Annotated in this window: 22 protein-coding genes; 6 read left to right on the top strand and 16 right to left on the bottom strand. The window is 63.9% G+C overall.

Features of this window, described 5'->3' with window-relative positions; translation table 11 throughout:
* Positions 1-9 precede the first annotated feature (9 nt).
* On the bottom strand, positions 10-918 hold the full coding sequence (locus tag MPZ60_RS00295; protein WP_034351202.1) for a LysR substrate-binding domain-containing protein: 909 nt from the start codon (positions 916-918) through the stop codon (positions 10-12).
* Positions 919-939: 21 nt separating this feature from the next.
* A complete protein-coding gene (locus tag MPZ60_RS00290) occupies positions 940-1506 on the bottom strand; it encodes a cob(I)yrinic acid a,c-diamide adenosyltransferase (RefSeq protein ID WP_012836574.1) in 567 nt (188 codons plus the stop codon).
* A 184-nt stretch (positions 1507-1690) separates the two neighbouring features.
* Between MPZ60_RS00290 and MPZ60_RS00285 the strand changes: the two genes are divergently transcribed.
* Positions 1691-2059, top strand: coding sequence for an EF-hand domain-containing protein (locus MPZ60_RS00285; protein WP_012836573.1), 369 nt, complete (start codon positions 1691-1693; stop codon positions 2057-2059).
* Between the two features lie 24 nt (positions 2060-2083).
* Here MPZ60_RS00285 and MPZ60_RS00280 read toward each other — a convergent pair whose 3' ends face one another.
* Both MPZ60_RS00280 and MPZ60_RS00275 read right to left on the bottom strand, forming a co-directional pair.
* Positions 2084-3055: a BMP family protein gene (locus tag MPZ60_RS00280; RefSeq protein ID WP_034351198.1), complete on the bottom strand. Its 972-nt coding sequence runs from the start codon at positions 3053-3055 to the stop codon at positions 2084-2086.
* Between the two features lie 15 nt (positions 3056-3070).
* Positions 3071-4069 (bottom strand): tripartite tricarboxylate transporter substrate binding protein, encoded by a 999-nt coding sequence (locus MPZ60_RS00275; protein ID WP_034351196.1) that lies wholly within the window; start codon positions 4067-4069, stop codon positions 3071-3073.
* A 299-nt stretch (positions 4070-4368) separates the two neighbouring features.
* On the opposite strand from MPZ60_RS00275, the gene MPZ60_RS00270 reads away from it, so the two are divergent.
* Positions 4369-5796 carry an FAD-binding oxidoreductase gene (locus MPZ60_RS00270; protein ID WP_034351193.1) on the top strand — a complete coding sequence of 476 codons (1428 nt, stop codon included), beginning with the start codon at positions 4369-4371 and terminating at the stop codon, positions 5794-5796.
* An 84-nt stretch (positions 5797-5880) separates the two neighbouring features.
* Here MPZ60_RS00270 and MPZ60_RS00265 read toward each other — a convergent pair whose 3' ends face one another.
* The gene (locus MPZ60_RS00265; protein ID WP_003065256.1) at positions 5881-6708 is read right to left on the bottom strand and encodes a hypothetical protein; all 828 of its coding nucleotides are present in this window, start codon (positions 6706-6708) and stop codon (positions 5881-5883) included.
* A 47-nt stretch (positions 6709-6755) separates the two neighbouring features.
* Complete coding sequence (locus MPZ60_RS00260) at positions 6756-7358, bottom strand: tetratricopeptide repeat protein (protein ID WP_003065258.1); 603 nt, start codon at positions 7356-7358, stop codon at positions 6756-6758.
* A gap of 197 nt (positions 7359-7555) precedes the next feature.
* Between MPZ60_RS00260 and MPZ60_RS00255 the strand changes: the two genes are divergently transcribed.
* Positions 7556-8308 carry a hypothetical protein gene (locus MPZ60_RS00255; RefSeq protein ID WP_034351191.1) on the top strand — a complete coding sequence of 251 codons (753 nt, stop codon included), beginning with the start codon at positions 7556-7558 and terminating at the stop codon, positions 8306-8308.
* A gap of 6 nt (positions 8309-8314) precedes the next feature.
* On the opposite strand, the gene MPZ60_RS00250 is transcribed toward MPZ60_RS00255, so the two are convergent.
* From MPZ60_RS00250 to MPZ60_RS00230, 5 genes are all read right to left on the bottom strand, one after another.
* On the bottom strand, positions 8315-8650 hold the full coding sequence (locus MPZ60_RS00250; RefSeq protein WP_034351188.1) for a cytochrome c: 336 nt from the start codon (positions 8648-8650) through the stop codon (positions 8315-8317).
* 89 nt (positions 8651-8739) lie between these two features.
* Positions 8740-9951, bottom strand: a complete 1212-nt coding sequence (locus MPZ60_RS00245; RefSeq protein WP_003065262.1) for a sulfite oxidase — start codon at positions 9949-9951, stop codon at positions 8740-8742.
* 48 nt (positions 9952-9999) lie between these two features.
* Positions 10000-10587: a hypothetical protein gene (locus MPZ60_RS00240; RefSeq protein WP_034351184.1), complete on the bottom strand. Its 588-nt coding sequence runs from the start codon at positions 10585-10587 to the stop codon at positions 10000-10002.
* Positions 10584-11144, bottom strand: coding sequence for an RNA polymerase sigma factor (locus MPZ60_RS00235; RefSeq protein ID WP_034351180.1), 561 nt, complete (start codon positions 11142-11144; stop codon positions 10584-10586). The genes MPZ60_RS00240 and MPZ60_RS00235 overlap by 4 nt, the downstream gene beginning before the upstream one ends.
* Before the next feature lie 118 nt (positions 11145-11262).
* Positions 11263-12144 carry a helix-turn-helix domain-containing protein gene (locus tag MPZ60_RS00230; RefSeq protein WP_034351559.1) on the bottom strand — a complete coding sequence of 294 codons (882 nt, stop codon included), beginning with the start codon at positions 12142-12144 and terminating at the stop codon, positions 11263-11265.
* Between the two features lie 78 nt (positions 12145-12222).
* Between MPZ60_RS00230 and MPZ60_RS00225 the strand changes: the two genes are divergently transcribed.
* The 3 genes from MPZ60_RS00225 to MPZ60_RS00215 all read left to right on the top strand — a co-directional run bounded on the left by MPZ60_RS00225 (position 12223) and on the right by MPZ60_RS00215 (position 16041).
* Entirely contained in the window at positions 12223-13500 is a 1278-nt protein-coding gene (locus MPZ60_RS00225; RefSeq protein ID WP_034351179.1) for an MFS transporter, read from the top strand.
* A gap of 212 nt (positions 13501-13712) precedes the next feature.
* On the top strand, positions 13713-14999 hold the full coding sequence (locus tag MPZ60_RS00220) for a M20/M25/M40 family metallo-hydrolase (protein WP_034351176.1): 1287 nt from the start codon (positions 13713-13715) through the stop codon (positions 14997-14999).
* A gap of 268 nt (positions 15000-15267) precedes the next feature.
* Positions 15268-16041 (top strand): class II aldolase/adducin family protein, encoded by a 774-nt coding sequence (locus MPZ60_RS00215; RefSeq protein WP_034351173.1) that lies wholly within the window; start codon positions 15268-15270, stop codon positions 16039-16041.
* Between the two features lie 55 nt (positions 16042-16096).
* On the opposite strand, the gene MPZ60_RS00210 is transcribed toward MPZ60_RS00215, so the two are convergent.
* The 5 genes from MPZ60_RS00210 to MPZ60_RS00190 are packed head-to-tail and all read right to left on the bottom strand — an operon-like array spanning position 16097 to position 19566.
* Positions 16097-16639 carry a GNAT family N-acetyltransferase gene (locus MPZ60_RS00210; protein WP_034351171.1) on the bottom strand — a complete coding sequence of 181 codons (543 nt, stop codon included), beginning with the start codon at positions 16637-16639 and terminating at the stop codon, positions 16097-16099.
* On the bottom strand, positions 16626-17555 hold the full coding sequence (locus MPZ60_RS00205) for a ParB/RepB/Spo0J family partition protein (RefSeq protein WP_012836560.1): 930 nt from the start codon (positions 17553-17555) through the stop codon (positions 16626-16628). The genes MPZ60_RS00210 and MPZ60_RS00205 overlap by 14 nt, the downstream gene beginning before the upstream one ends.
* A gap of 15 nt (positions 17556-17570) precedes the next feature.
* Complete coding sequence (locus MPZ60_RS00200) at positions 17571-18119, bottom strand: alpha/beta hydrolase (RefSeq protein WP_034351167.1); 549 nt, start codon at positions 18117-18119, stop codon at positions 17571-17573.
* Between the two features lie 52 nt (positions 18120-18171).
* Positions 18172-18942, bottom strand: coding sequence for a ParA family protein (locus tag MPZ60_RS00195; protein WP_003059963.1), 771 nt, complete (start codon positions 18940-18942; stop codon positions 18172-18174).
* 12 nt (positions 18943-18954) lie between these two features.
* Positions 18955-19566 carry a LysE family translocator gene (locus tag MPZ60_RS00190; RefSeq protein ID WP_034351164.1) on the bottom strand — a complete coding sequence of 204 codons (612 nt, stop codon included), beginning with the start codon at positions 19564-19566 and terminating at the stop codon, positions 18955-18957.
* Positions 19567-19640 lie beyond the last annotated feature (74 nt).

The raw sequence follows: 19640 nt of genomic DNA, 5'->3' as shown, positions 1-19640 counted from the left end.
GCCTGCCGCTCAGGAGGCGCTCAGAAGCTCCTGCAGGGCCTTGCGCATTTCCTGGGTCATGGCGCGCGCCAGCACCGAGCCCGGGCGTTGAGGCAGGCTCAGCGCATTCACTCCCACGGTGATGCGCGGCAGCAGCGGCACCACATGCACTCGGCGCCGGTCGGCCGCCAGGGCCGTGCAACCATCCATGATGGCCGCGCCCAGCCCGTATTCGGCCATGGACAGCGCCGCATGGTAGGTCTGCACCGTCACCACAGGCGACAGCCCCACGCCATGCTCGCGGCAGGCCTGGCCCAGGCGCATGCCCAGCGGGTCGCGCGCATCGAGCGCGACCAGGGGCAGATCGGCCAGGTCCTTGAGTTCCATGCCTTCGGCGCGCACGCGCGAAGGCGGCAGCAGTCCCTTGGGCAAGACGCAGAACATGTCCACTTCGGCCAGCAGCTCGTGCTCCAGCGCGGGCTGACCCACGGAGCTGATCACAAAGCCCACATCGGCCTCCTGCAGCAGCAGGGCCGACACCACCTGCGGCGTGTGCAGCGCCTGCACGTGCACCTGGACCTGCGGATGGCGACGCCTGAAGCCCGCCACGGCGCGCGGCAGCACCTCGCGGCTGAGCGCGAATACCGTCAGCACATTGAGCCGGTCGGCCGACTGGCCATGACGCAGATTGGCGGCCAGGCGCTGCACCTCGTCGAGCTGCTCGAACAGCTTCTCGATATGCGGAAACAGGGCCAGCGCTTCATTGGTCGGCGTCAGCCTCCCCCGCGCGCGCTGGAACAGCGCAAAGCCCATCTGCAACTCGGCATGCTGCAGCGTGCGGCTGACTGCGGGCTGGGTGACGTTGATGAGGCGCGCGGCCGCGCTGACGCTGCCGGTCTGCATCACGGCATTGAAGACCTCGATATGTCGCAGACGCATGCCCGGCCTCCCGCCACCGCCTCACTCGGACTGCGCGCGCGCCAGGCGTTCGCTCTTCCAGTACACATCGTCGCCGCCGTCGAGGCGGTTGAGCACGCGGGCCAGCACGAACAGCAGATCGGACAGGCGGTTCAGATACTGGCGCGGCGCGGCTCGCATGGCCTCGGCCTGCTCCAGTGCCACCACCTGGCGCTCGGCACGGCGCGCCACGGTGCGGCATACATGGGCCTGCGCGGCAGCACGCGTGCCGGCCGGCAGTATGAACTCCTGAAGACGCGGCAGCTGTGCGTTGTAGTGGGCCAGCGCGTTATCGAGCTGCAGCAGTGCATCGTCCTTGAGCAGCTCATAGCCCGGCATGGACAGCTCGCCGCCCAGATTGAACAACTGGTGCTGGATGTCGATCAGCAGGTCGCGCACCTCCTGGGGCATTGGCTCGCACAGCAGCAGGCCGATATGCGAGTTCAGTTCATCCACATCGCCCATGGCATGCGGGCGGCCACTGTTCTTGGAAACGCGGGTGTTGTCTCCGAGACCGGTGGTTCCGTCATCTCCGGTGCGGGTGGCGATTTGCGTGAGGCGGTTGCCCATGGGTCATCCCTTGTCAAAGCTGCGAGTTTTCAGGGCCGGAGCGGCCCTCAGATACTGCCGCCATTGTGCGTTACAGCCCGCAGGCAAATGTAGTCTGAGGCAACAGCAGGCAAAAGTGCTGGCCCTTTGCCGCCTCACAGGGTGCAATGCACTCCTGTTATCGCATAGAGAAGGAATGCCATTCATGAACAAGAAGAATCTGCTCAATTGCAAGGTCTCGTCATTCGAAGTCGTCAGCGTGGTGCTGTTTTCTGCGCTCACCCTGGGCGGGGGCATGGCTTTTGCGCAAACCGGCGGCGGCAACGCCGGCAACAACAAGGAGCCTGCGCGCATCGTGCAGTCGGGTTCCGCCACCGGCGTGCAGCAGGCGCCGACTGCAAAAAGCAGCGTGCAAGCGGCCTTCGAGCGTGCCGACGCCAATCGCGACGGTCAGCTCAGTGCGCAGGAAGCACGCCAGCTGCCTGTCATCTCCCAGCGCTTCGAAGAGATCGACAGCGACCGCAACGGCCAGCTGTCACGCGCCGAATTCGACAAGGGTGCTCAGCAGTACTGAGGCCCTGCCGCGGCGCTTTCCTGATCACGCCGCAGCGCCGAGCTCCTCCTGCGGCAAGGCGAACTCTGCCCCGACATAGTCCAGGTGAATCTCGAACTCGCGGCGCAGCAAGCGCTGCGCCCAGTCTTCGACCAGATTGCGCTGCGCAGCACTCACCCGCCCCCCCATTTCCAGCCGCACCAGGCTCGGCTCCTCAAGGCCAAAGGCACGATAGCCACCCAGCGGCAGCAGACCCCGGGCATGGTCCTCGACGGCGCGAAACAAGGCCTCGCCGGAATCGCAGATCGCCGAGGCCACAAACACTTCGGGGTCACGTTCCACCCAGTTCAGCACATTGCCGATCTGCGCCACGCCATGCGCCCGGCAGGCCTGCGTGACGCCGGGGCGGCCGCCATCCAGCATGGCAAACACAATGTCCAGGCCCGTCTGCTCGACCATTGCCGAGACACAGGTCCGGGCCCAGCCCGGGCGATGCTGGTGACCGCAGAACTGGGTGACCAGCTGCCCCTCGAAGCCGGCGCGCCTGAGACCGTCCGCATAGGCCGCGCGGCCACGCAGACCCGGCGGCACCTTCTCGCCTGAGAAATGCCCCACCCTGCCCGTCTTGCTCCACTGGCTGGCCAGCACGCCGGCGAGGAATGCCGATTGCTCCTGCAGCACCTCGTAACGCGCCACATTGGCTGCCGCCCAGCTGCCTTGCGTGACCGCAAAGGCCTGCTCGAGCCAGCGCTCGGCCAGGATCTGCACCGGACCGTCACCCTGACCGCCATGCGCAAGAATCAGCGCATAGCGGCCGCCGCACAATGCGGACATTTCGGCGGCGCGCTGCTGCGCCGACTGGCCGGCCACCCAGAGCACATCGACCTCATGGCCGGCATCTCTGGCCTTGTGGGCTCCGCGCAGTCCCGACTCGTTGAAACTGCCCTGCCCTTCGGGGCCAAACAGCACCACGGCATAGCGTGGCTTACGGGGTGAATACAGTTTCTCGCTGCTCATTGTTGTCTCTTCTGCTTAAAGTTTTGCACCTGTCTTTTTCGCGATATCTCCCCAGGCCAGATGCTGGTCCGCAATCAGCTGGGTGAAGGCTTTGGATTCCATATCCCGGGTCACGAATCCCTGGGCTTCGAGCGTCTGTGCAAACTCGGGACGCGCGCTGATCTGCCGCACCGCGCTGGCGATTCTTTCGGCCAGCGCCCTGGGCAAGCCGGCGGGAGCCGAAATGCCGACGAAGTTTTCGGAGACCAGCTGTGCCAGCCCCAGTTCGGCCACGCTGGGCACCGCCGGTGCCTGGGCTACGCGGCGTGGCGATGTCAGCGCCAGCAGCTTGAGCCGGCCCTGCTTGTGCAGCGCGATGTTCTGCGGCAGCGCATCGATGGCCAGCTTGATATGGCCGCTGAGCAGATCCGCACGCATGGGACCGGCACCGCGATAAGGCACATGCTCCATGGACAGCTTGAGCGTCTGCGCAAACTGCTCGCCCACCAGATGCCCCACCGAGGCAGCGCCGCCGCTGCCAAAGGCCACGGGGGCAGGCTGCTCCTTGATCCAGCTCACCAGCTCGCTCAGGCTGTTGGCGGGCACCGAGGGATGCACGGCAAACACCGTGGGCACCGCGCCGATATAGGCCAGGTGTTCGAAGCTACGCAAGGGGTCGTAGCCAGGGCTTTGCAGCAGCGATGGTGCTATCGACAGCGCCGCCGAATTCGATACCAGCAGCGTGTAGCCATCGTTGGCGCTGTGCGCCACGATCTGCGCGCCAATCGACGAGCCCGCGCCGGGCTTGTTGTCTATGACCACGCTCTGGCCCAGCTTCTCGGCCAGCGCGGGAGCCAGCACCCGCGCCACGATATCGCTGGAGCCGCCGGGCGGGAATGTCACGACCAGTTTGATGGGCCGCACCGGCCAGGCCTGCGTCTGCGCGGCACGCACATGCCATGCCGCGCCCAGCATGCCTGCCGCCGACACCCCGGCCAGCCCCTGTATGAATGATCTGCGACCCGTATCGCGCATAGCTCCGCCCTCCGAACTGCTTTTGGTTTGAAGCGAGCTCTGCAGCGCACGCCATGAGGCTTGCCAATATAGGCACACCAGGAGCAAACCCTAAACACTGATTTCTCATTAGCTAGGGCGGAACTTATCTATGTGCCTGCGCCAGACGGCTGCGCCACGACGAAACCGCGATCTCTGCCAGCTTCAATGGGCATGTGCCATGCGTAGCGATTGCGACCTTGAGCGGCATGGCCTAGTACCCAATACGTACACGCCCGGACCGGGCCTGGTGGTATTCTTTTTCTCCTCTGGAGACCCCGATGAACGCACCTGTTGCCCATACCTCGCTGCAGCCCGATTTCGTGCAGCGCCCCATCCCCGAAGAATTTCTGCAGGCCCTGCAAACACGTTTCGGCGGCCAGTGCTCCACGGCATTGGCCGTGCGCGAGCAGCATGGCCGCGACGAAGGCGCGATTTCCGCGCCCCCTCCGGCAGCCGTGGTGTTTGCCGAATCCACCCAGGACGTGCAGGATGCCGTCAGGCTCTGCGACCAGTACGGCGTGCCCGTGATTGCCTACGGCGCCGGATCGTCGCTGGAAGGCCATCTGCTGGCCGTGCAAGGCGGCATCACCATCGACGTCAGCCGCATGAGTCGCGTGCTCTCGGTCAACACCGAAGACCTGACCATCACCGTGCAACCCGGCATCACGCGCAAGGCGTTGAACGAGGCCATCAAGGACACCGGCTTCTTCTTTCCCATCGACCCCGGTGCCGACGCTTCGATTGGCGGCATGACCTCGACCCGCGCCAGCGGCACCAATGCCGTGCGCTACGGCACCATGCGCGAGAACGTGCTGGCCCTGGAGGTAGTGACGGCCAGCGGCGAAGTGATGCGCACCGGCAACCGCGCCAAGAAGAGCGCCGCCGGCTACGACCTGACCCGCCTGCTGGTGGGCAGCGAAGGCACGCTGGGCATCTTCACCGAGATCACGCTGCGCATCTACCCGCTGCCCGAAGCGGTGAGCGCAGCCATCTGCTCTTTCTCCAGCATCGAGAACGCCGTGCACACGGTGATCCAGACCATCCAGATGGGCATTCCCATCGCCCGCGTGGAACTGGTCGATGTGAATTCAGTGCGCATGGTCAATGCCTACAGCAAGCTGTCCCTGCGTGAAGAGCCCATGCTGCTGATGGAGTTCCACGGCTCCCCCACCGGCGTGAAGGAGCAGGCCGAGATGGTTCAGGACATTGCCCATGAACTCGGCGGCAATGCCTTTGAATGGGCCGAACGCCCCGAAGACCGTACGCGTCTGTTCACCGCGCGCCACAACGCCTATTTCGCGGCCGTTTCCAGCGTGCCCGGATGCCGCTGCATCACCACCGATGCCTGCGTGCCCATCAGCCGCCTGGCCGATGCGCTGCTGGAGTGCGTGACCGAGGCCGATGCCAGCGGCATCCCCTACTTCCTGGTCGGCCACGTGGGCGACGGCAACTTCCACTTCGGCTATCTGATCGACCCCGACAACGACGCCCAGCGCCAGCAGGCCGAACAACTCAACCACACGCTGGTGGCGCGCGCGATTGCGCTGGGCGGCACCTGCACGGGCGAGCACGGCATCGGCATCCACAAGCAGGGCTTTTTGCTCGAAGAGGCGGGAGCCGGTGCGGTGCAGATGATGCGTGCCATCAAACAGGCTCTGGACCCCAAGAACATCCTGAACCCGGGCAAGATCTTTCAGCTGCAGTGAGCCTCGCTCGCGCTTGCTGAAGACGCGCAAACCATGAAAAAGGGCCTGCAGTTGCAGGCCCTTTTCTGTTCTCGGATCGGCGCTTTACTTGCCGACCTTGAGTTGACCGCCGCGACCCAGGCCGCCCTTGACTTCCTGCGCCTTGTAGTTGCGCAGCGAGATCACCATGTTGTTGTAGGCATCCATGAAGGCGGCAACCGTGGCCTTGCCTTCGGGTGAGCGCGAGAAGCCGCCCAGACCTCCGCCCACGCCACCGCCGAACGCGCCCATGGCTGCGCCGAAGTTGGTGGCTGTGGAGTTGCCTTCGGAGATGGAGATCTGCACGCCAGAACGGATGTCGAACATGCTCAGCGTCACCACCGAAGCCTTGCTCTGCATGGCACCGCCGATCAGCGTACCCACATTGCCGAACAGACCGCCCACGCCCGCTGCCAGCTGACCGGTTGCATCGTTGTCGATGATGATGGAAGGCTCCATGTAGTAGTCGGCAGCCACGCGCTGGCCCTTTTGCTGCTTGGAGCCGGCGCGGAATTCACCGGAGTTGCGCTGCTTGTCGGTGATCGCCGACATCTTGCTTTCGGTGCGGTTGTTGCCGATGGAGGTGATCACAAAGCAGTTGGACTGCTGCACGGCCAGACGGATCAGGGGCTCGATGGTCGTGATCTTGGTGGCGGCGCCAAAGCTGGCATACCATTCCTTGCCGCGACCGTCGTCCACGGCCAGCGTACCCAGAGGAGCATCGCAACGCTCGAGCGTAGAGTTCGCATTCACGCTGGTTGCGCCGCCCGCCGCGCCAGTGGCAGCCGTGGGAGCCGTACCCGTGGAAATGGTGCCGCCGCCGGGGGTCACGCAACCGCCCAGTGCCAGGGCCGATGCGATAGCTGCCAGACGCAGCGTTGTCTTCTTGGACATAGTGATGCTTTCAAAAAAATAGAAAATGCTGCAGCGCTCACAGCGCCTCAGCGGTAATACCAACCCGACGAACCCCACACCATGTAGTAGGGCGCGCCCACATACCAGCCATTCCAGGACTTGCGCTCATCCTCGATGGCCTGATAGCGTGCATGAGCATTCTGTTTGGCGGCTTGCGCCTGGGGCAGCAGGCGCTTGGCTTCCTTGAAGCCCTTGGCGGCAGCACGCGACAGCCAGGCCTCGGCTTCGGCGGGGTCCGGGCCCATTTCTTCAAAGCCCAGCAGATACAGACGGCCCAATGCAAACTGGGCCTGACCGTTACCGGCATCGCCGGCCTTGCGCATCCACTCGATGGCCTGATAGCTGTTGCGCTCCACGCCATCGCCGCGCAGATAGCGCAGTCCCAGGTCATAGGCTGCGCGAGGATCGGCCTCGGCTTTTTGCACCAGTGCCGCCAGGCGGCGCTCCGCCTCGGGATTGACGGGCTCGCCACGGAAAGTCGCGACATTGCGCGGCAGCTCGGAACAGTTATTGCCTTCGCACAGGCGCACGGTGGGCGAAGCAGGTGCCAACTGCTCCTGCGGTGTCTGTACCGCGCATGCTGTCAATGCAAGAGCCGCCAATGAAAAGGTGGGGGCGAGCAGGCGCATGGATGTCTCCTCTGAATTCTCGGCCGCTGAAAGCCGAAAAGTATACATAAGCAAAAATCAGTAATTTTTACGACGAGTTGACAACACGCATACCCCACCAAAGAGGGGTATGCCGCACAAAATGCAAAACTCCGACAAGGCCTTGTCTGTGCTGCGGTGTCTTGGAGCCTGTGTTTGACGGATACATTTAAAAACTCATGACAAAAAAATGGCTTGCCTCGACCTGGCCTCTGCCTGCACTGCTCGTCTGGCTGCTGGCCTGGGTGATCTTTGCGGGCCTGGCGCGCCTGCTGCCCTGGTGGCTGGCCCTGCTGGTCGCCGGCAGCTTCAGCACGGCAGCCAGTCTCTGCGGACCCAACTGGTGGCGCAGGCTCATCATTGCGGCCGGGTTTCCGCTGTCGTTTCTGGTGCTCAGCGCCAGCCAGTTGCCCGCCTGGGGCTGGCTGCTGCCTCTGGCCTTGCTGCTGCTGATCTACCCGCTCAATGCATGGCGTGATGCCCCGCTCTTTCCAACGCCGTTAAATGCACTCAAAGGGCTGGCAGAGGTCGTGCAATTGCCGGTGCAGGCGCTGGTGCTGGACGCCGGATGCGGCATGGGCGATGGCTTGCGCGCGCTGCGCAGCGCGCTGCCGCAGGCCCGCCTCAATGGTCTGGAATGGAGCTGGCCACTGGTGATTGCCAGCGCCCTGCGCTGCCCCTGGGCACGCGTGCGGCGTGGCGATATCTGGCTGGCCGACTGGAGCGGCTATCAGTTGGTCTATCTGTTCCAGCGGCCCGAAAGCATGGGCCGCGCCGCGGTCAAGGCTGCCACCGAGATGCAGCCCGGCAGTTGGCTGGTGAGCCTGGATTTCCAGCTGCCCGGCGTGGAAGCGACGGCATGCCTGCAAGGCAATAGCCGCCACAAGGTATGGATCTACGCCATTCCGCTGGATGGCGCAGAACGCAGCTGAGACGCTTTATTTGGCTGCGCCGCTGGCCTTGCTCACGTAGAGAGCAACGGCAGCGATATCGGCTTCGCTCATTGTGGCCTTGAAGGAGGGCATGGAGCCGATGCCGTCCTTCAGAGCACGCGCCACGCGGGCCGCATCGGGCTGCAACTCGTCCAGCACCGGGCCTATGGCACCTTCCGCACCAGCGTCCTTGAGGGTATGGCACACCGCGCAGGCAGGGACTGCAGCAGTGGTGAACAGCTCTTTGCCGCGCGCCATCTGGGCAGCCTGATCGGCGTGGGCTGCAGTGCCCGCAAAGGCGGTCAAGAGCAGGGCGGCGAGGGTGTGGTTTGTCTTCATCATTGTTCTTGGAGAAATGCGATGCATCGGGGTTGGATCCCATGCCCTGCGTCCCTTCTTCCGGCACGGGGCATGGGCAGTGATTGCGACACTCAGGCCACAGTGACAGTCACGGCGTGGTCGGCCCAGCTGGTGTTGTTGTAGCCGCTCTGGTTTTCACCACGCGTTTCGGGCTGCACATTGCCCTTGACGTCGGTAGCGCGGCTGGCCAGGGTGTAGGTACCCTTGGGCAGCTGTGCCTGCAGCACGAACTGGCGCCAGGCGTACTTGCCCATATCGGGGCCAATCAGGCGAGCCTGCTTCCAGGTCTTGCCGCCGTCGATGGAGACTTCCACCCCCTTGACGGCGTTCATGCCGCCGAAGGCCACGCCCTGAATCTGCACCAGGCCAGAGGCCTGGTTGCCGTCTTCGGGGATGGGGCTGTTGATCCAGGACTTGACGCTCATTTCCTGCACCGAAGGCTGGCTGGGGTCGCCCTTGCTGCCGGGGGGCGAGATGCGGTAGCCGTGGGACATGATGTGCGCTTCGCTTTCCTTGACGGTAAAGGCCAGCTGCTTGATGTACTTGATGTTGTTCACGCCGGTGTAGCCGGGCACGATCAGACGCAGCGGGCCGCCATGGGCCAGAGGCACGGGCTCGCCGTTCATCTCCCAGGCCAGCAGCGCGTCCTCCATGGCCGACAGAGGCACGGAACGCTCCACCAGCACGCTCTTGGGATCGAGGCCTGCGGGCAGCACCTCTCCGCCCGTTCCCGTCATGTAGACCATGCCGTCGGCCACGCCGCCCAGGGCCTTGACCACCTCGCGCACTGGCACGCCGCTCCAGACCACGCAGCCTGCAGCGCCTACGGTCCATTGCGTGCCGCTGGGCTTGGTGGGGAAGAAGGCGCGGCCATTGCCCGAGCATTGCAGCACCATGGTCACAGTTTCCAGGCCCAGCTTCTTGAGCTCGCCAACGGTCAGCTTGGCGGGCTTCTTCACGCCATCAATCTGCACCGCCCATGCATCGCGATCGGCCACGATGGACTCGGAAGGCGTGGGCAGGTTGTTGCGCACATAGAGCTGGTTGGTGGGCGTGACCACGCTGGAGCCAAACGCGCTGCGCTTGGTCTCGATGGTGGTGGAGCTGTGCACGATCACGGCATCGGCATTCTTGAAGCCGGCATAGCCGGGTAGAGGCTTGGCTGCGGGTGCAGCGGCCTGTGCCATGGCCTGGCTCTGGAAGCTTGCCAGACCGGCTGCAGCCAGCGCGCTGGCGCTACCGGCGAGCAGGCGGCGACGTGGCAGAGAGGTGGGTTGTTGCATGGGGTCTCCTCGGTAATTTTGGTGAATGATCAGAGCGAAAAATCCGGTTCAGCCATCGACTTTCTCAGGGGCACCCAGAGCGCGCGATGCCACGGCCAGAGCCTGTTTCTTCTGTGCGATCAGCACCAGCGGGCGGCCTTCTCTCGAACGCACCACCTTCCAGTAGCTGTTGGCCCACCAGCCCTGGCCGTCGGCCATCCGCTGGGGCTGCTCGAAGGCCAGCACGGTAACGATGCCGCCTTTTTCAAAGAAAGTGGTCAGGTGATAGGCGCGACTGCCGTCGATGTCGCAGGGTCGCATGAGCTGGGTATAACCAGGCAGCTTCTGGTCGACAGGCCAGTCCATATGCCTGGCAATCTCGGCCTCCGGGATGAACTGACCACGCAGCGTGCGCTCGTAATACTCATGCTCGATGGCCGAGCGCACCATCTGCGGCGGGCGCAGGCTCAGCACGCTGCCCGCAGCGACGCTGCCGACGATCACTGCGGCACACAGCACCTGCAGGCCACGACGGGCATGCCATGGCGTGTGGCGCAGCAAATGGGCCGGCGGCTCGCCGGGCTCGAAAGCCAGCGCCAGCTCGGCACGGGCACGCAGGTCGAAATCGGTGTCTTCGGGGCGGTCTTGGTGTTTCATGGTGCGCGCTTTCTCAGCGGTATCACGCTGGCAGCTGCGGAAGATTCAGTGGCGGCACCGGCGGGATGGCGCGCCGGCTCCTGCAGTGCCGTCTTGAGCGCTTCACGTGCCCGCGCCAGGCGAGAGAGCACGGTGCCTGGTGCAATATCCAGCGCCTCGGCCATCTGGGCCGTGGGCATGTCGTCAAAGTAGTAAAGCACCAGCACTTCACGATGGATGGGGGCAATGCGGCTCAACGCCTTGACCACGTCCAGTTGCGCATCGAGTGCATCGTGATGATTCACGCCCTGCTCGCAGGCTTCATCCAGAGATTCGGTCTGCGATTGCACAGGATCGAAGTGCCTGAAGACATGGCGGCGCATGATCTGGAACAGCCAGGCCCTGGCCATGCTCTGGTCGCGCAGCTGGTGGCGAAAGCGCCAGGCGCTGGTGAAGCAATCCTGCACCACATCCTCGGCCGTGGCGCGAGAGCCCGTCAGCGCCCAGGCGCTGCGCAGCAAAAAGCGGTAGTGCTCGCGCACCCACTGGTTGTAGCGCGACTCGGCGGAGAAGATCATGGTGCTAAAGAGCGCAGGTTTGCAGCTTTCATTCCATGCCGCTGCAAATATTGTTTGAGGCTCCGCCCCTCAAAATAACAAAAACAGCCTAAAGACCTTTTGCACAAAGCGCTAGCAGCTATACATTTTGCGCATGCATGCCGAAAAATTGTGCCGGAGGCATACCCACCGTGCGGCGCACCATGGCGCTGAAGGCGCTGGGACTGTAGTCCAGCTCGGCCGCAATGCGCTGAATCGGCCAGTTGCGCGCTGCCAAGCTGACGGCATGGGCCAGCACCACCTGCTGGCGCCACTGGGTAAAACTGCATTCCAGTTGCTGGCGAAACAGTCGCGCCACCGTGCGCGGACTGGCCCCGGTATCGCGTGCCCAGTCCTCCAGCGTTTCGTTGCGCGTGGGATCGGCTAGCACGGCCTCGCAGAGCTGGCGCAAGCGCTTGTCCTGGGGCAGGTTCACGCCCAGCTGCACGGCACTGGCACGGCGCAGCTCGTCGAGCAGCAGCTGGCTCAGATGGTGCTCGCGTGCCCTGTCCTGCTCGCACAGTTGCTGGCTGTCATCGGGCAGCGTGGGCAGCTCGCGCACCACGGCGCGCAGCAGATCCGAGGCATTGAGCACCCGGCACTGGCGCCAGGCCGCCTCTTCGCCGGGGGCCACATCGGGGCCGCAACGCCCCTGCGTCTGATAGAAGTACAAGGTGCGCAGATCGGCGCTTTCCACCATGGTCACGGCATGCTCCATGCCCGGCGGCACCCACAGCACGCGCGAGGGCGGCACGATATAGGTGCCCTGCGCTACCGTCAGGCGTATGGTGCCTGTGGTGGAGATGGCCAGCTGCCCCCAGGGATGACGGTGCGGCTTGACCTGGGTGTCGGCCTCCAGCCAGCGGCATTTGGCACGCACCGGACGCTGTGCCGTGGGTATGTAGAGATGGGGTGTCAGCGTCTCCACATAGGCGGTGGCCTTGCCTGCACGCAGGGGCTCGGGGTCGTGGAGGCTGGACATGATGGTTTGGCTGGCTTGCGATAGCAATTGGCAGACTATCGCATACAAGACGCGAGCAGTCTGCCTAAGATGCGACATATGAACCGCCCTGCCTCCACAACACCTCAAAACCAGGCGCCAGAGACACTGCGCAGTGATGCGCGCACCATCGGCCTCATCGGCCTGGCCCATGGCTCGTCGCACTTCTTCCACCTGCTGCTGCCGCCGCTGTTCCCCTGGCTGATCCAGGAATTCGGCTACAGCTATGCCGAGCTCAGCGTCATGGTCTCGCTGTTCTTCATCGTCTCCGGCACCGGCCAGGCGCTGGCCGGCTTTGCGGTAGACCGCTTTGGTGCCCGTCCCATCCTGTTTGCCGCCCTCGGCAGCTTTGTCGTGGCCGGCCTGATTGCAAGCACGGCCCAAGGCTACAGCATGCTGCTGGCCGCAGCCTTTTTTGCGGGCCTGGGCAATGCGCCTTTCCACCCCGTGGACTTCACCATCCTCAACAAGCGCGTGTCGCAGCAGCGCATAGGCCATGCGTTCTCGGTGCATGGCCTGTCGGGCAATATCGGCTGGGCGCTGGCGCCGCTGTTCATGGCCGGCATCACCACGGCCACGGGCTCCTGGCGTCTGGCCTGCCTGTGCGGCGCCATCTGTGCCGCCGTGGTGCTGGCCATCATGGTCTTCAACCGCGACGCGCTCGACGACCGTGCCGAAGCCGCCGGCGCGGCCGCCAAGCCCGCCGCCGGTACTGTTGCCACGCCCCAGGAACACCCCATGGCCTTCATGAAGCTGCCATCGGTGTGGCTGTGCTTTTCCTTCTTCTTCTGGAGCACCTGCGCGCTCAGCGCCATCCAGAGCTTTGCCAGCCCGGCCCTGCAATCCATGTACGGCCTGCCGCTGTCCGTGACGGCGCTGATCGTCACCGGCTATATGCTGTGCGGCGCTGCGGGCATGGTGGTGGGCGGCTTTCTGGTCGGCCGCGTGCAGCGGCTGGAGAAGGTGATCTCCATCTGCATGCTGGGCTCGGGCCTGTTGCTGTTTGTCGTCGGAACGGGCTGGCTGCCCGGCATGGTGGCGGTGGTCGTGGCCTCAGTCGCCGGTCTGGGCACGGGCCTGGCCGGCCCCTCGCGCGACATGCTGATCAAGCGCGCAGCGCCCCCCGGCGCCACGGGCCGCGTCTACGGCACGGTGTATTCGGGCCTGGATCTGGGCTTTTGCCTGGCGGCGCCGGTCTTCGGCTACATGCTGGACCACCAGATGACCAACGCAGTGTTCTATGGCTCGGCAATTGCGCTTGTACTGTCTGTGGTCTCGGCCGTCATCGTCGGCGACGGTGTGAGCAAGAAGACCAAGGCCCATCTGGCGGCGGCCTGAGCAAACGGCGCAACCCACCAAGCCCTGCCCGCGCAAGCTGCAGGGCTTTTTTGTCGGCGCGAGAGATCAAGTTACCCTGGTATTTATCCCTAGGTCGGCAGCCCGGAGGCCGCAAACACCGCTGCTAAGCTGAATTCCCTCAGCGGCGCATCACGCCGCTTTCCTGCCGCGGCCCTATCCGGGAGCGGCCCGCCCCCCCAAGGAGAATTTCTATGCGTTGGAACACGCCCTCTGCCCCTTTGCTGCGCGCCCTGCCCCTGGCCCTGGTGCTGGCCTTCGGCTCTGCCCAGGCTGCCCCTCAGGCCGAATGGCTGGAGCATGCGAAAAAGGAGCAGCAGCCCTATCTGGATACGCTGCGCGATCTGGTGCACATCGAGTCCGGCAGCAAGGATGTGGCGGGCGTGAAGAAGATCGCCGAGTACATCGCCGGCAAGCTGCGCGCGCAGGGCGGCAAGGTCGAGGTGATCGAGCCCAGCGACATCTACCGCCTCGATGACACGCCCGAGAAAGTCGGCCCCATGGTGCATGCCGAATTTAAGGGCAAGGGCAGCAGCCGCATCATGCTGATTGCGCATATGGACACCGTCTATCTGCCCGGCATGCTCAAGGACCAGCCCTTTCGCATCGACGGCGACAAGGCCTATGGCCTGGGCATTGCCGACGACAAGCAGGGTGTGGCCCTGATCATGCATATCGTGCCCCTGCTCAAGAAGCTGGGCATCGAGGACTACGGTACGCTGACCGTGCTGATCAACGGCGACGAGGAAATCAGCTCGCCCGGAGCACGCAGCACCATCACCCGCCTGGGGGCCGAGCAGGACGCCGTGTTCAGCTTTGAAGGCGGCGGCACCGACGGCAGCCTGCGCCTGGCCACCAGCGGCATCGGCGCTGCCTACCTCAAGGTCACGGGCAAGGCATCTCATGCGGGCGCCAAGCCCGAAGACGGCGTGAATGCGCTGTACGAGATGTCGCATCAGTTGCTGCAGATGAAGGATCTGTCCCAGCCCCAGGACGGCCTCAAGCTCAACTGGACGGTGTCCAAGGCCGGCACCAACCGCAATGTGGTTCCCGCCGAAGCCACGGCCCAGGCCGATGCCCGCGCGCTGCGCGTGGCCGACTTCACGGCGCTGGAAAAAGCCATGCAGGACAAGATCGGCAACAAGCTGCTCCCCGCCAGCAAGGTGGAACTGAAATTCGAAGTGCGCCGCCCACCGCTGGAAGCCAATGCCACGGCGCGCAAGCTGGCCGCCCATGCCCAGGGCATTTATGAGCAGGAACTGAAGCTGCCGATGAAGGTCATGGACAAGGCCACGGGTGGCGGCACGGATGCGGCTTTCGCGGCCCTCAAGGCCAAGGGCGGCGTGATCGAGGGCTTCGGCCTGTCGGGCTATGGCGCGCATTCCAACGATGCCGAATACGTGCAGATCAACACCATCGCACCGCGCCTGTATCTGGCCGCCCGCATGATCCAGGACCTATCGCGCGGCCAGATCAAGTAAGCGGTTTTGATAGCTGCTTTCGCTTGATTTGCTTCAGTTTTCGTACAGAAGCGATCTGAAAATCAAAAGGAGCTTGCGCTGCAAGCTCCTTTTTTATTTCCAGCTACTTACGCGAACAGGAAGACACAGCCGTCATTTCCATCGAGAGCACACCCTGCCTGATCTGAATTGGCGTAATCCGTATTTCCAAACTTCTGTCGCCTAGCCAACAGACCGCTGGCGCGCGAGTCTCTACATTCATCTCATCAACGATGAAGGAGAGTCGCCCGTGAGCCAAGAGCCCTTGAACATCCCCAGCGTGCAGCATCTGGTCAGCCCCGAAGAGTGGCAGCTGCGCGTGGATCTGGCCGCCTGCTACCGGCTGGTGGCGCTGTACGGCTGGAGCGATCTGGTCTTCACCCACATCAGCGCACGGCTGCCGGGCCCCGGACATCACTTTCTCATCAACCCCTACGGGCTGATGTTTGACGAGATCACGGCATCCTCGCTGATCAAGGTGGACCTGGGCTGCAACAAGCTCATGGACTCGCCCTTCCCCGTGAACCCGGCCGGCTTCGTCATCCACAGCGCCGTGCACGAGGCTCGCGCCGATGCGCAATGCGTGATCCACACCCACACGCGTGCCGGCGTGGCCGTTGCGGCCCAGAAGCAAGGTCTGCTGCCCATCAGCCAGCAAAGCACGTTTGTCCTGGGGTCCCTGGCCTATCACGTCTACGAAGGCGTGGCCTTTCGCGAGGACGAGAAGCCGCGCCTGCTGGCCGACATGGGCGAGGCCAACTTCCTCATGCTGCGCAACCACGGTCTGCTGACCTGCGGCCCCACGATTGCCGACGCCTTTCTGTCCATGTACGTCTTCGAGTCCGCCTGTCAGATCCAGATCTCTGCCCAGTCCGGCGGCGCCGAACTCACCGAGGTCGACCCGCAGATTCTGCAAGGCATCGCCCATGCCATGAAGGTACAGACCGGCGGCATGGGCGGCCAGTTTGCCTGGCCCGCCCTGCTGCGCAAGCTCGACAGAATCGACCCCGGCTATCGCAGTTAGAACACCGCTCCGGAATCAAAAAAGGGCATCCAGATGGATGCCCTTTTTTGCAGCATCAGCTGCGGCGAATACGGTAGAGACAGTGCTCAGCAAGCGCGTGGCCGGATGGCAGATCAGGGTGCATGAATGTCTGCGCATCGGGCTGCATTCCCAGGCGCTGCATTACGGCCTGTGAGGGTTTGTTCGGCACCGCCGTGAACGCCACAACTTCATCCAGCTGCAGCTCATTCCACGCAAAATCCAGCGCGGCTCTTGCGCCCTCTGTCGCCAGACCTTTGCCCCAGTATGGCCGGGCCAGCCGCCAGCCCACTTCCACGCAGGGTGAAAACGGTAGCTCTGCTGCGGGAGTGTGCAAGCCAATCATTCCTGCCAAGTGCCCGGTGGCTCTATCTTGCGCAACCCAGAATCCCCAGCCACGCTCGGCAATCAGAGCCTCGGCCTTGGCGGCCAGGGCATCGCTGGCCTGTCTGTCCAGCACGTTGGGGAAGTAGCGCATGACTTGCGTGTCCGCATTGAGCGCGGCAAACTCCGGCAGATCCTGCGGCGTCCATTGCCGCAGAATCAGCCTTGGTGTGGTAAGGCACTCAGACTTCGCCACGCAGCTTTTCGATGATGCCGTTGAGCTCCTCCAGCGAGCCGAACTGGATGGCGATCTCGCCCATTTCCTGCTGCTTGCCGTGGCGACGCACGGTCTTCTTGATGCGCACCTCTACATCGGCCGTGAGCAGGTCGGACAGCTCTTCCTCGATGCGTTTCACGTCGCGCGACTTGCCATCCTTCTTGGCTTTCTGGCGCGTCAGATTGAACTCGGCACCGATCTTCTTGACCAGCGACTCGGCCTCGCGCACCGACATCTTCTTGGCTGCGATCTGGTTGCCTGCCGTGATCTGGGTGGCTCGGTCCAGCGTCAGCAGTGCTCGTGCATGGCCCATGTCGATATCGCCGGCCATCAGCATGGTCTGCACGGGCTCGGCCAGATTCAGCAGACGCAGCAGATTGGTGGCGGCGCTGCGCGAGCGGCCCACGGCCTGCGCGGTCTGCTCGTGGGTCAGGCCGAACTCCTTGACCAGGCGGGCCAGCCCCTGCGCCTCTTCAAGCGGATTCAGGTCTTCGCGCTGAATGTTCTCGATCAGCGCCATGGCCGCAGCGGCCTCGTCGGGCACTTCGCGCACCAGCACCGGAACCTCGGACAGACCCGCGATATGCGCGGCACGGAAGCGCCGCTCGCCGGCAATGATTTCGTACTTGCCGGCGTTGTCGCCCCTGGAGAGCTGGCGCACCAGAATCGGCTGCATGATGCCCTGGGCCTTGATGCTCTCGGCCAGCTCATACAAGGCACCTTCGTCCATGCGGGTGCGCGGCTGGTACTGGCCGGCCACCATCACATTGAGCGCCAGGCTGCTCGGCAGATTGGCCTGCTGCCCGCTCGCAGCGACCTGCTCTGCTTCACTGACCTTGGGGCCCAGCAGGGCTTCCAGACCTCGTCCCAGGCCCTTGGGTTTCTTAGTCACCATTGCTGAATTCTTTCTTTAAAGGGAGAGCAGCAGCTCATGCCCGGCTTCCCACAGTCCCAGTCCGCTGGCCGTGTTGATATGGCCTGCGGCGCCCGCATTCACGAAGCGGCTGCCCCAGCCCTGTGCCATGGCCTGCGCGCGCGCTACAGAGCAATTGGGGTCGTTCTCGCTGCCCACCAGTATCGACGGGAAGGGCAGCTTTTGCAGCAGCACGGGCGACCAGCCCGGCAGGACGCCGCGCAGACTCTCCTGCTCGGTGTCGCCGGGTGCCACCAGCAAAGCTGCGCGCACCTTGCTCCTGGCAACCTGAGAATGTGCCGCCCACCAGGACACCAGCACGCAGCCCAGGCTGTGCGCCACCAGGGTGACGGGAGCCGGAGCGTCGAGCACGGTTTCCTGCAGGCGAATGCTCCAGTCGCCGCGCAGCGGATGCTGCCAGCTATGCTGCTCCAGCCGCTGGTAGCCATACCGGTCCTGCCACAGACTCTGCCAATGGCCGGGATCGGAGTTCTGCCAGCCGGGCAGCAGCCAGACATGCTGCGGGTTCAGTGCTTCAGAGGTCATGACGGTTGGCGATGGCTGGATGGGAGACTGGGAGCTGTTTCACGTGAAACACTCACATTTTCTTGATGCGGCGCACCATCTCTTCGGCGAACTCGACAAAGGCCTTGCTGCCCTTGGCCGAGGCATCGAACACCACGCCGGGCAGGCCGTAGCTGGGGGCTTCGGCCAGGCGCACATTGCGCGGAATCACGGTATCGAACACCTTGTCGCCGAAATGCTCCTTGAGCTGGTCGCTGACCTGCTGCTGCAGCGTGGTGCGCGGATCGAACATCACGCGCAGCAGACCGATGATCTGCAGGTCGGGATTCATATTGGCATGCACCTGCTTGATGGTGTTGACCAGATCGGTCAGGCCTTCCAGTGCAAAGTACTCGCACTGCATGGGCACGATCACGCCATGCGCCGAGCACAGACCGTTCAGAGTCAGCATGGAAAGCGAAGGCGGGCAATCGATCAGCACGAAGTCGTAGTCGGCGGCCACGGCCTGCAGAGCGGTCTTGAGGCGCTCGTTGCGGCGCTCCAGCGAGACCAGCTCGATCTCGGCTCCCGACAGCTCGCGGTTGGCGCCCAGCACGTCATAGCCGACTTGCTCGGACTTCTGGGCCACTTCCTTGACGCTGGCGTTTTCCAGCAGCACATCGTAGACCGTCAACTCCAGCGCGCGCTTGTCCACGCCGGAGCCCATGGTGGCATTGCCCTGCGGGTCCAGGTCGATCAGCAACACACGCTGGCCGACCTTGGCCAGACCGGCTGCAAGATTGACCGTGGTCGTGGTCTTGCCCACTCCACCCTTTTGATTGGCAACGCAGAAAATTTTGGCCATTGAACTTCTCTTTTAGTTGGCGGCCAGCTTGAGGCCAAAACCGATCAGAAACACACCGGCTGTTTTTTCCAGCCACTTCACCACGGCCGGGTTGGCACGCAAGCGCTCTGCCAGCACCGTGGTCAGCATCACCACGATGACGCTGTAGATAAAGGTAATTGCTGCCACCGTGGCTGCCATCACACCAAAGGTGATGACGCCCTGATGCCGGGCCGGGTCCACGAACATGGGAAAGAAGGCCATGTAGAACACGATGGCCTTGGGGTTCATCAGGGTGATCAAAGCACCCTGGCGGAAATACTGGCGCGGCTGGATTTCAATGGCCGGCGCATCGCCAGGCTTGGCCGTGAGCAGCTTGTAGCCCAGCCAGGCCAGATAGGCCGCCCCCACCCATTGCACGGCATGGAAGGCTGCCGGATAGGCTGCCAGCACCGCAGCCACGCCGGCTACAGCCAGCCACATCAGCACCTGGTCGGCAGCCATCACACCCAGACAGCAGGCGACACCGGCTCTCCATCCGCCCTTGCCCGTGGAGGTAATCAAGGCCAGATTGCCTGGTCCAGGGATCAGCAAGAAGACGGTAACGGCGGCTGCAAAAGCGCCGTAATCAGAGATGCCAAACATTCAAACCCTGCGCGATGGAAAACAGCAAGTTTATGCGAGGGCCGTGACCGACGCATCTGCATTGCACAGATGTT

It is taken from the genome of Comamonas sp. 7D-2, assembly GCF_022749555.1.
Taxonomy (GTDB): Bacteria; Pseudomonadota; Gammaproteobacteria; order Burkholderiales; family Burkholderiaceae_C; genus Comamonas; species Comamonas thiooxydans.
The sequence above is the reverse complement of the archived record's forward strand: the minus strand, read 5'-3'. Positions and strand labels throughout refer to the sequence as shown.

What these genes read in the sequence shown, in the direction of transcription:
- MPZ60_RS00195 (WP_003059963.1), bottom strand. Translation starts at nt 18,942, where the DNA reads ATGGCCAAAATTTTCTGCGTTGCCAATCAAAAGGGTGGAGTGGGCAAG.
- MPZ60_RS00260 (WP_003065258.1), bottom strand. Translation starts at nt 7,358, where the DNA reads ATGCGCCTGCTCGCCCCCACCTTTTCATTGGCGGCTCTTGCATTGACA.
- MPZ60_RS00240 (WP_034351184.1), bottom strand. Translation starts at nt 10,587, where the DNA reads ATGAAACACCAAGACCGCCCCGAAGACACCGATTTCGACCTGCGTGCC.
- MPZ60_RS00225 (WP_034351179.1), top strand. Translation starts at nt 12,223, where the DNA reads ATGAACCGCCCTGCCTCCACAACACCTCAAAACCAGGCGCCAGAGACA.
- MPZ60_RS00255 (WP_034351191.1), top strand. Translation starts at nt 7,556, where the DNA reads ATGACAAAAAAATGGCTTGCCTCGACCTGGCCTCTGCCTGCACTGCTC.
- MPZ60_RS00220 (WP_034351176.1), top strand. Translation starts at nt 13,713, where the DNA reads ATGCGTTGGAACACGCCCTCTGCCCCTTTGCTGCGCGCCCTGCCCCTG.
- MPZ60_RS00295 (WP_034351202.1), bottom strand. Translation starts at nt 918, where the DNA reads ATGCGTCTGCGACATATCGAGGTCTTCAATGCCGTGATGCAGACCGGC.
- MPZ60_RS00275 (WP_034351196.1), bottom strand. Translation starts at nt 4,069, where the DNA reads ATGCGCGATACGGGTCGCAGATCATTCATACAGGGGCTGGCCGGGGTG.
- MPZ60_RS00245 (WP_003065262.1), bottom strand. Translation starts at nt 9,951, where the DNA reads ATGCAACAACCCACCTCTCTGCCACGTCGCCGCCTGCTCGCCGGTAGC.
- MPZ60_RS00200 (WP_034351167.1), bottom strand. Translation starts at nt 18,119, where the DNA reads ATGACCTCTGAAGCACTGAACCCGCAGCATGTCTGGCTGCTGCCCGGC.
- MPZ60_RS00205 (WP_012836560.1), bottom strand. Translation starts at nt 17,555, where the DNA reads ATGGTGACTAAGAAACCCAAGGGCCTGGGACGAGGTCTGGAAGCCCTG.
- MPZ60_RS00230 (WP_034351559.1), bottom strand. Translation starts at nt 12,144, where the DNA reads ATGTCCAGCCTCCACGACCCCGAGCCCCTGCGTGCAGGCAAGGCCACC.
- MPZ60_RS00190 (WP_034351164.1), bottom strand. Translation starts at nt 19,566, where the DNA reads ATGTTTGGCATCTCTGATTACGGCGCTTTTGCAGCCGCCGTTACCGTC.
- MPZ60_RS00280 (WP_034351198.1), bottom strand. Translation starts at nt 3,055, where the DNA reads ATGAGCAGCGAGAAACTGTATTCACCCCGTAAGCCACGCTATGCCGTG.
- MPZ60_RS00270 (WP_034351193.1), top strand. Translation starts at nt 4,369, where the DNA reads ATGAACGCACCTGTTGCCCATACCTCGCTGCAGCCCGATTTCGTGCAG.
- MPZ60_RS00265 (WP_003065256.1), bottom strand. Translation starts at nt 6,708, where the DNA reads ATGTCCAAGAAGACAACGCTGCGTCTGGCAGCTATCGCATCGGCCCTG.
- MPZ60_RS00235 (WP_034351180.1), bottom strand. Translation starts at nt 11,144, where the DNA reads ATGATCTTCTCCGCCGAGTCGCGCTACAACCAGTGGGTGCGCGAGCAC.
- MPZ60_RS00290 (WP_012836574.1), bottom strand. Translation starts at nt 1,506, where the DNA reads ATGGGCAACCGCCTCACGCAAATCGCCACCCGCACCGGAGATGACGGA.
- MPZ60_RS00285 (WP_012836573.1), top strand. Translation starts at nt 1,691, where the DNA reads ATGAACAAGAAGAATCTGCTCAATTGCAAGGTCTCGTCATTCGAAGTC.
- MPZ60_RS00250 (WP_034351188.1), bottom strand. Translation starts at nt 8,650, where the DNA reads ATGATGAAGACAAACCACACCCTCGCCGCCCTGCTCTTGACCGCCTTT.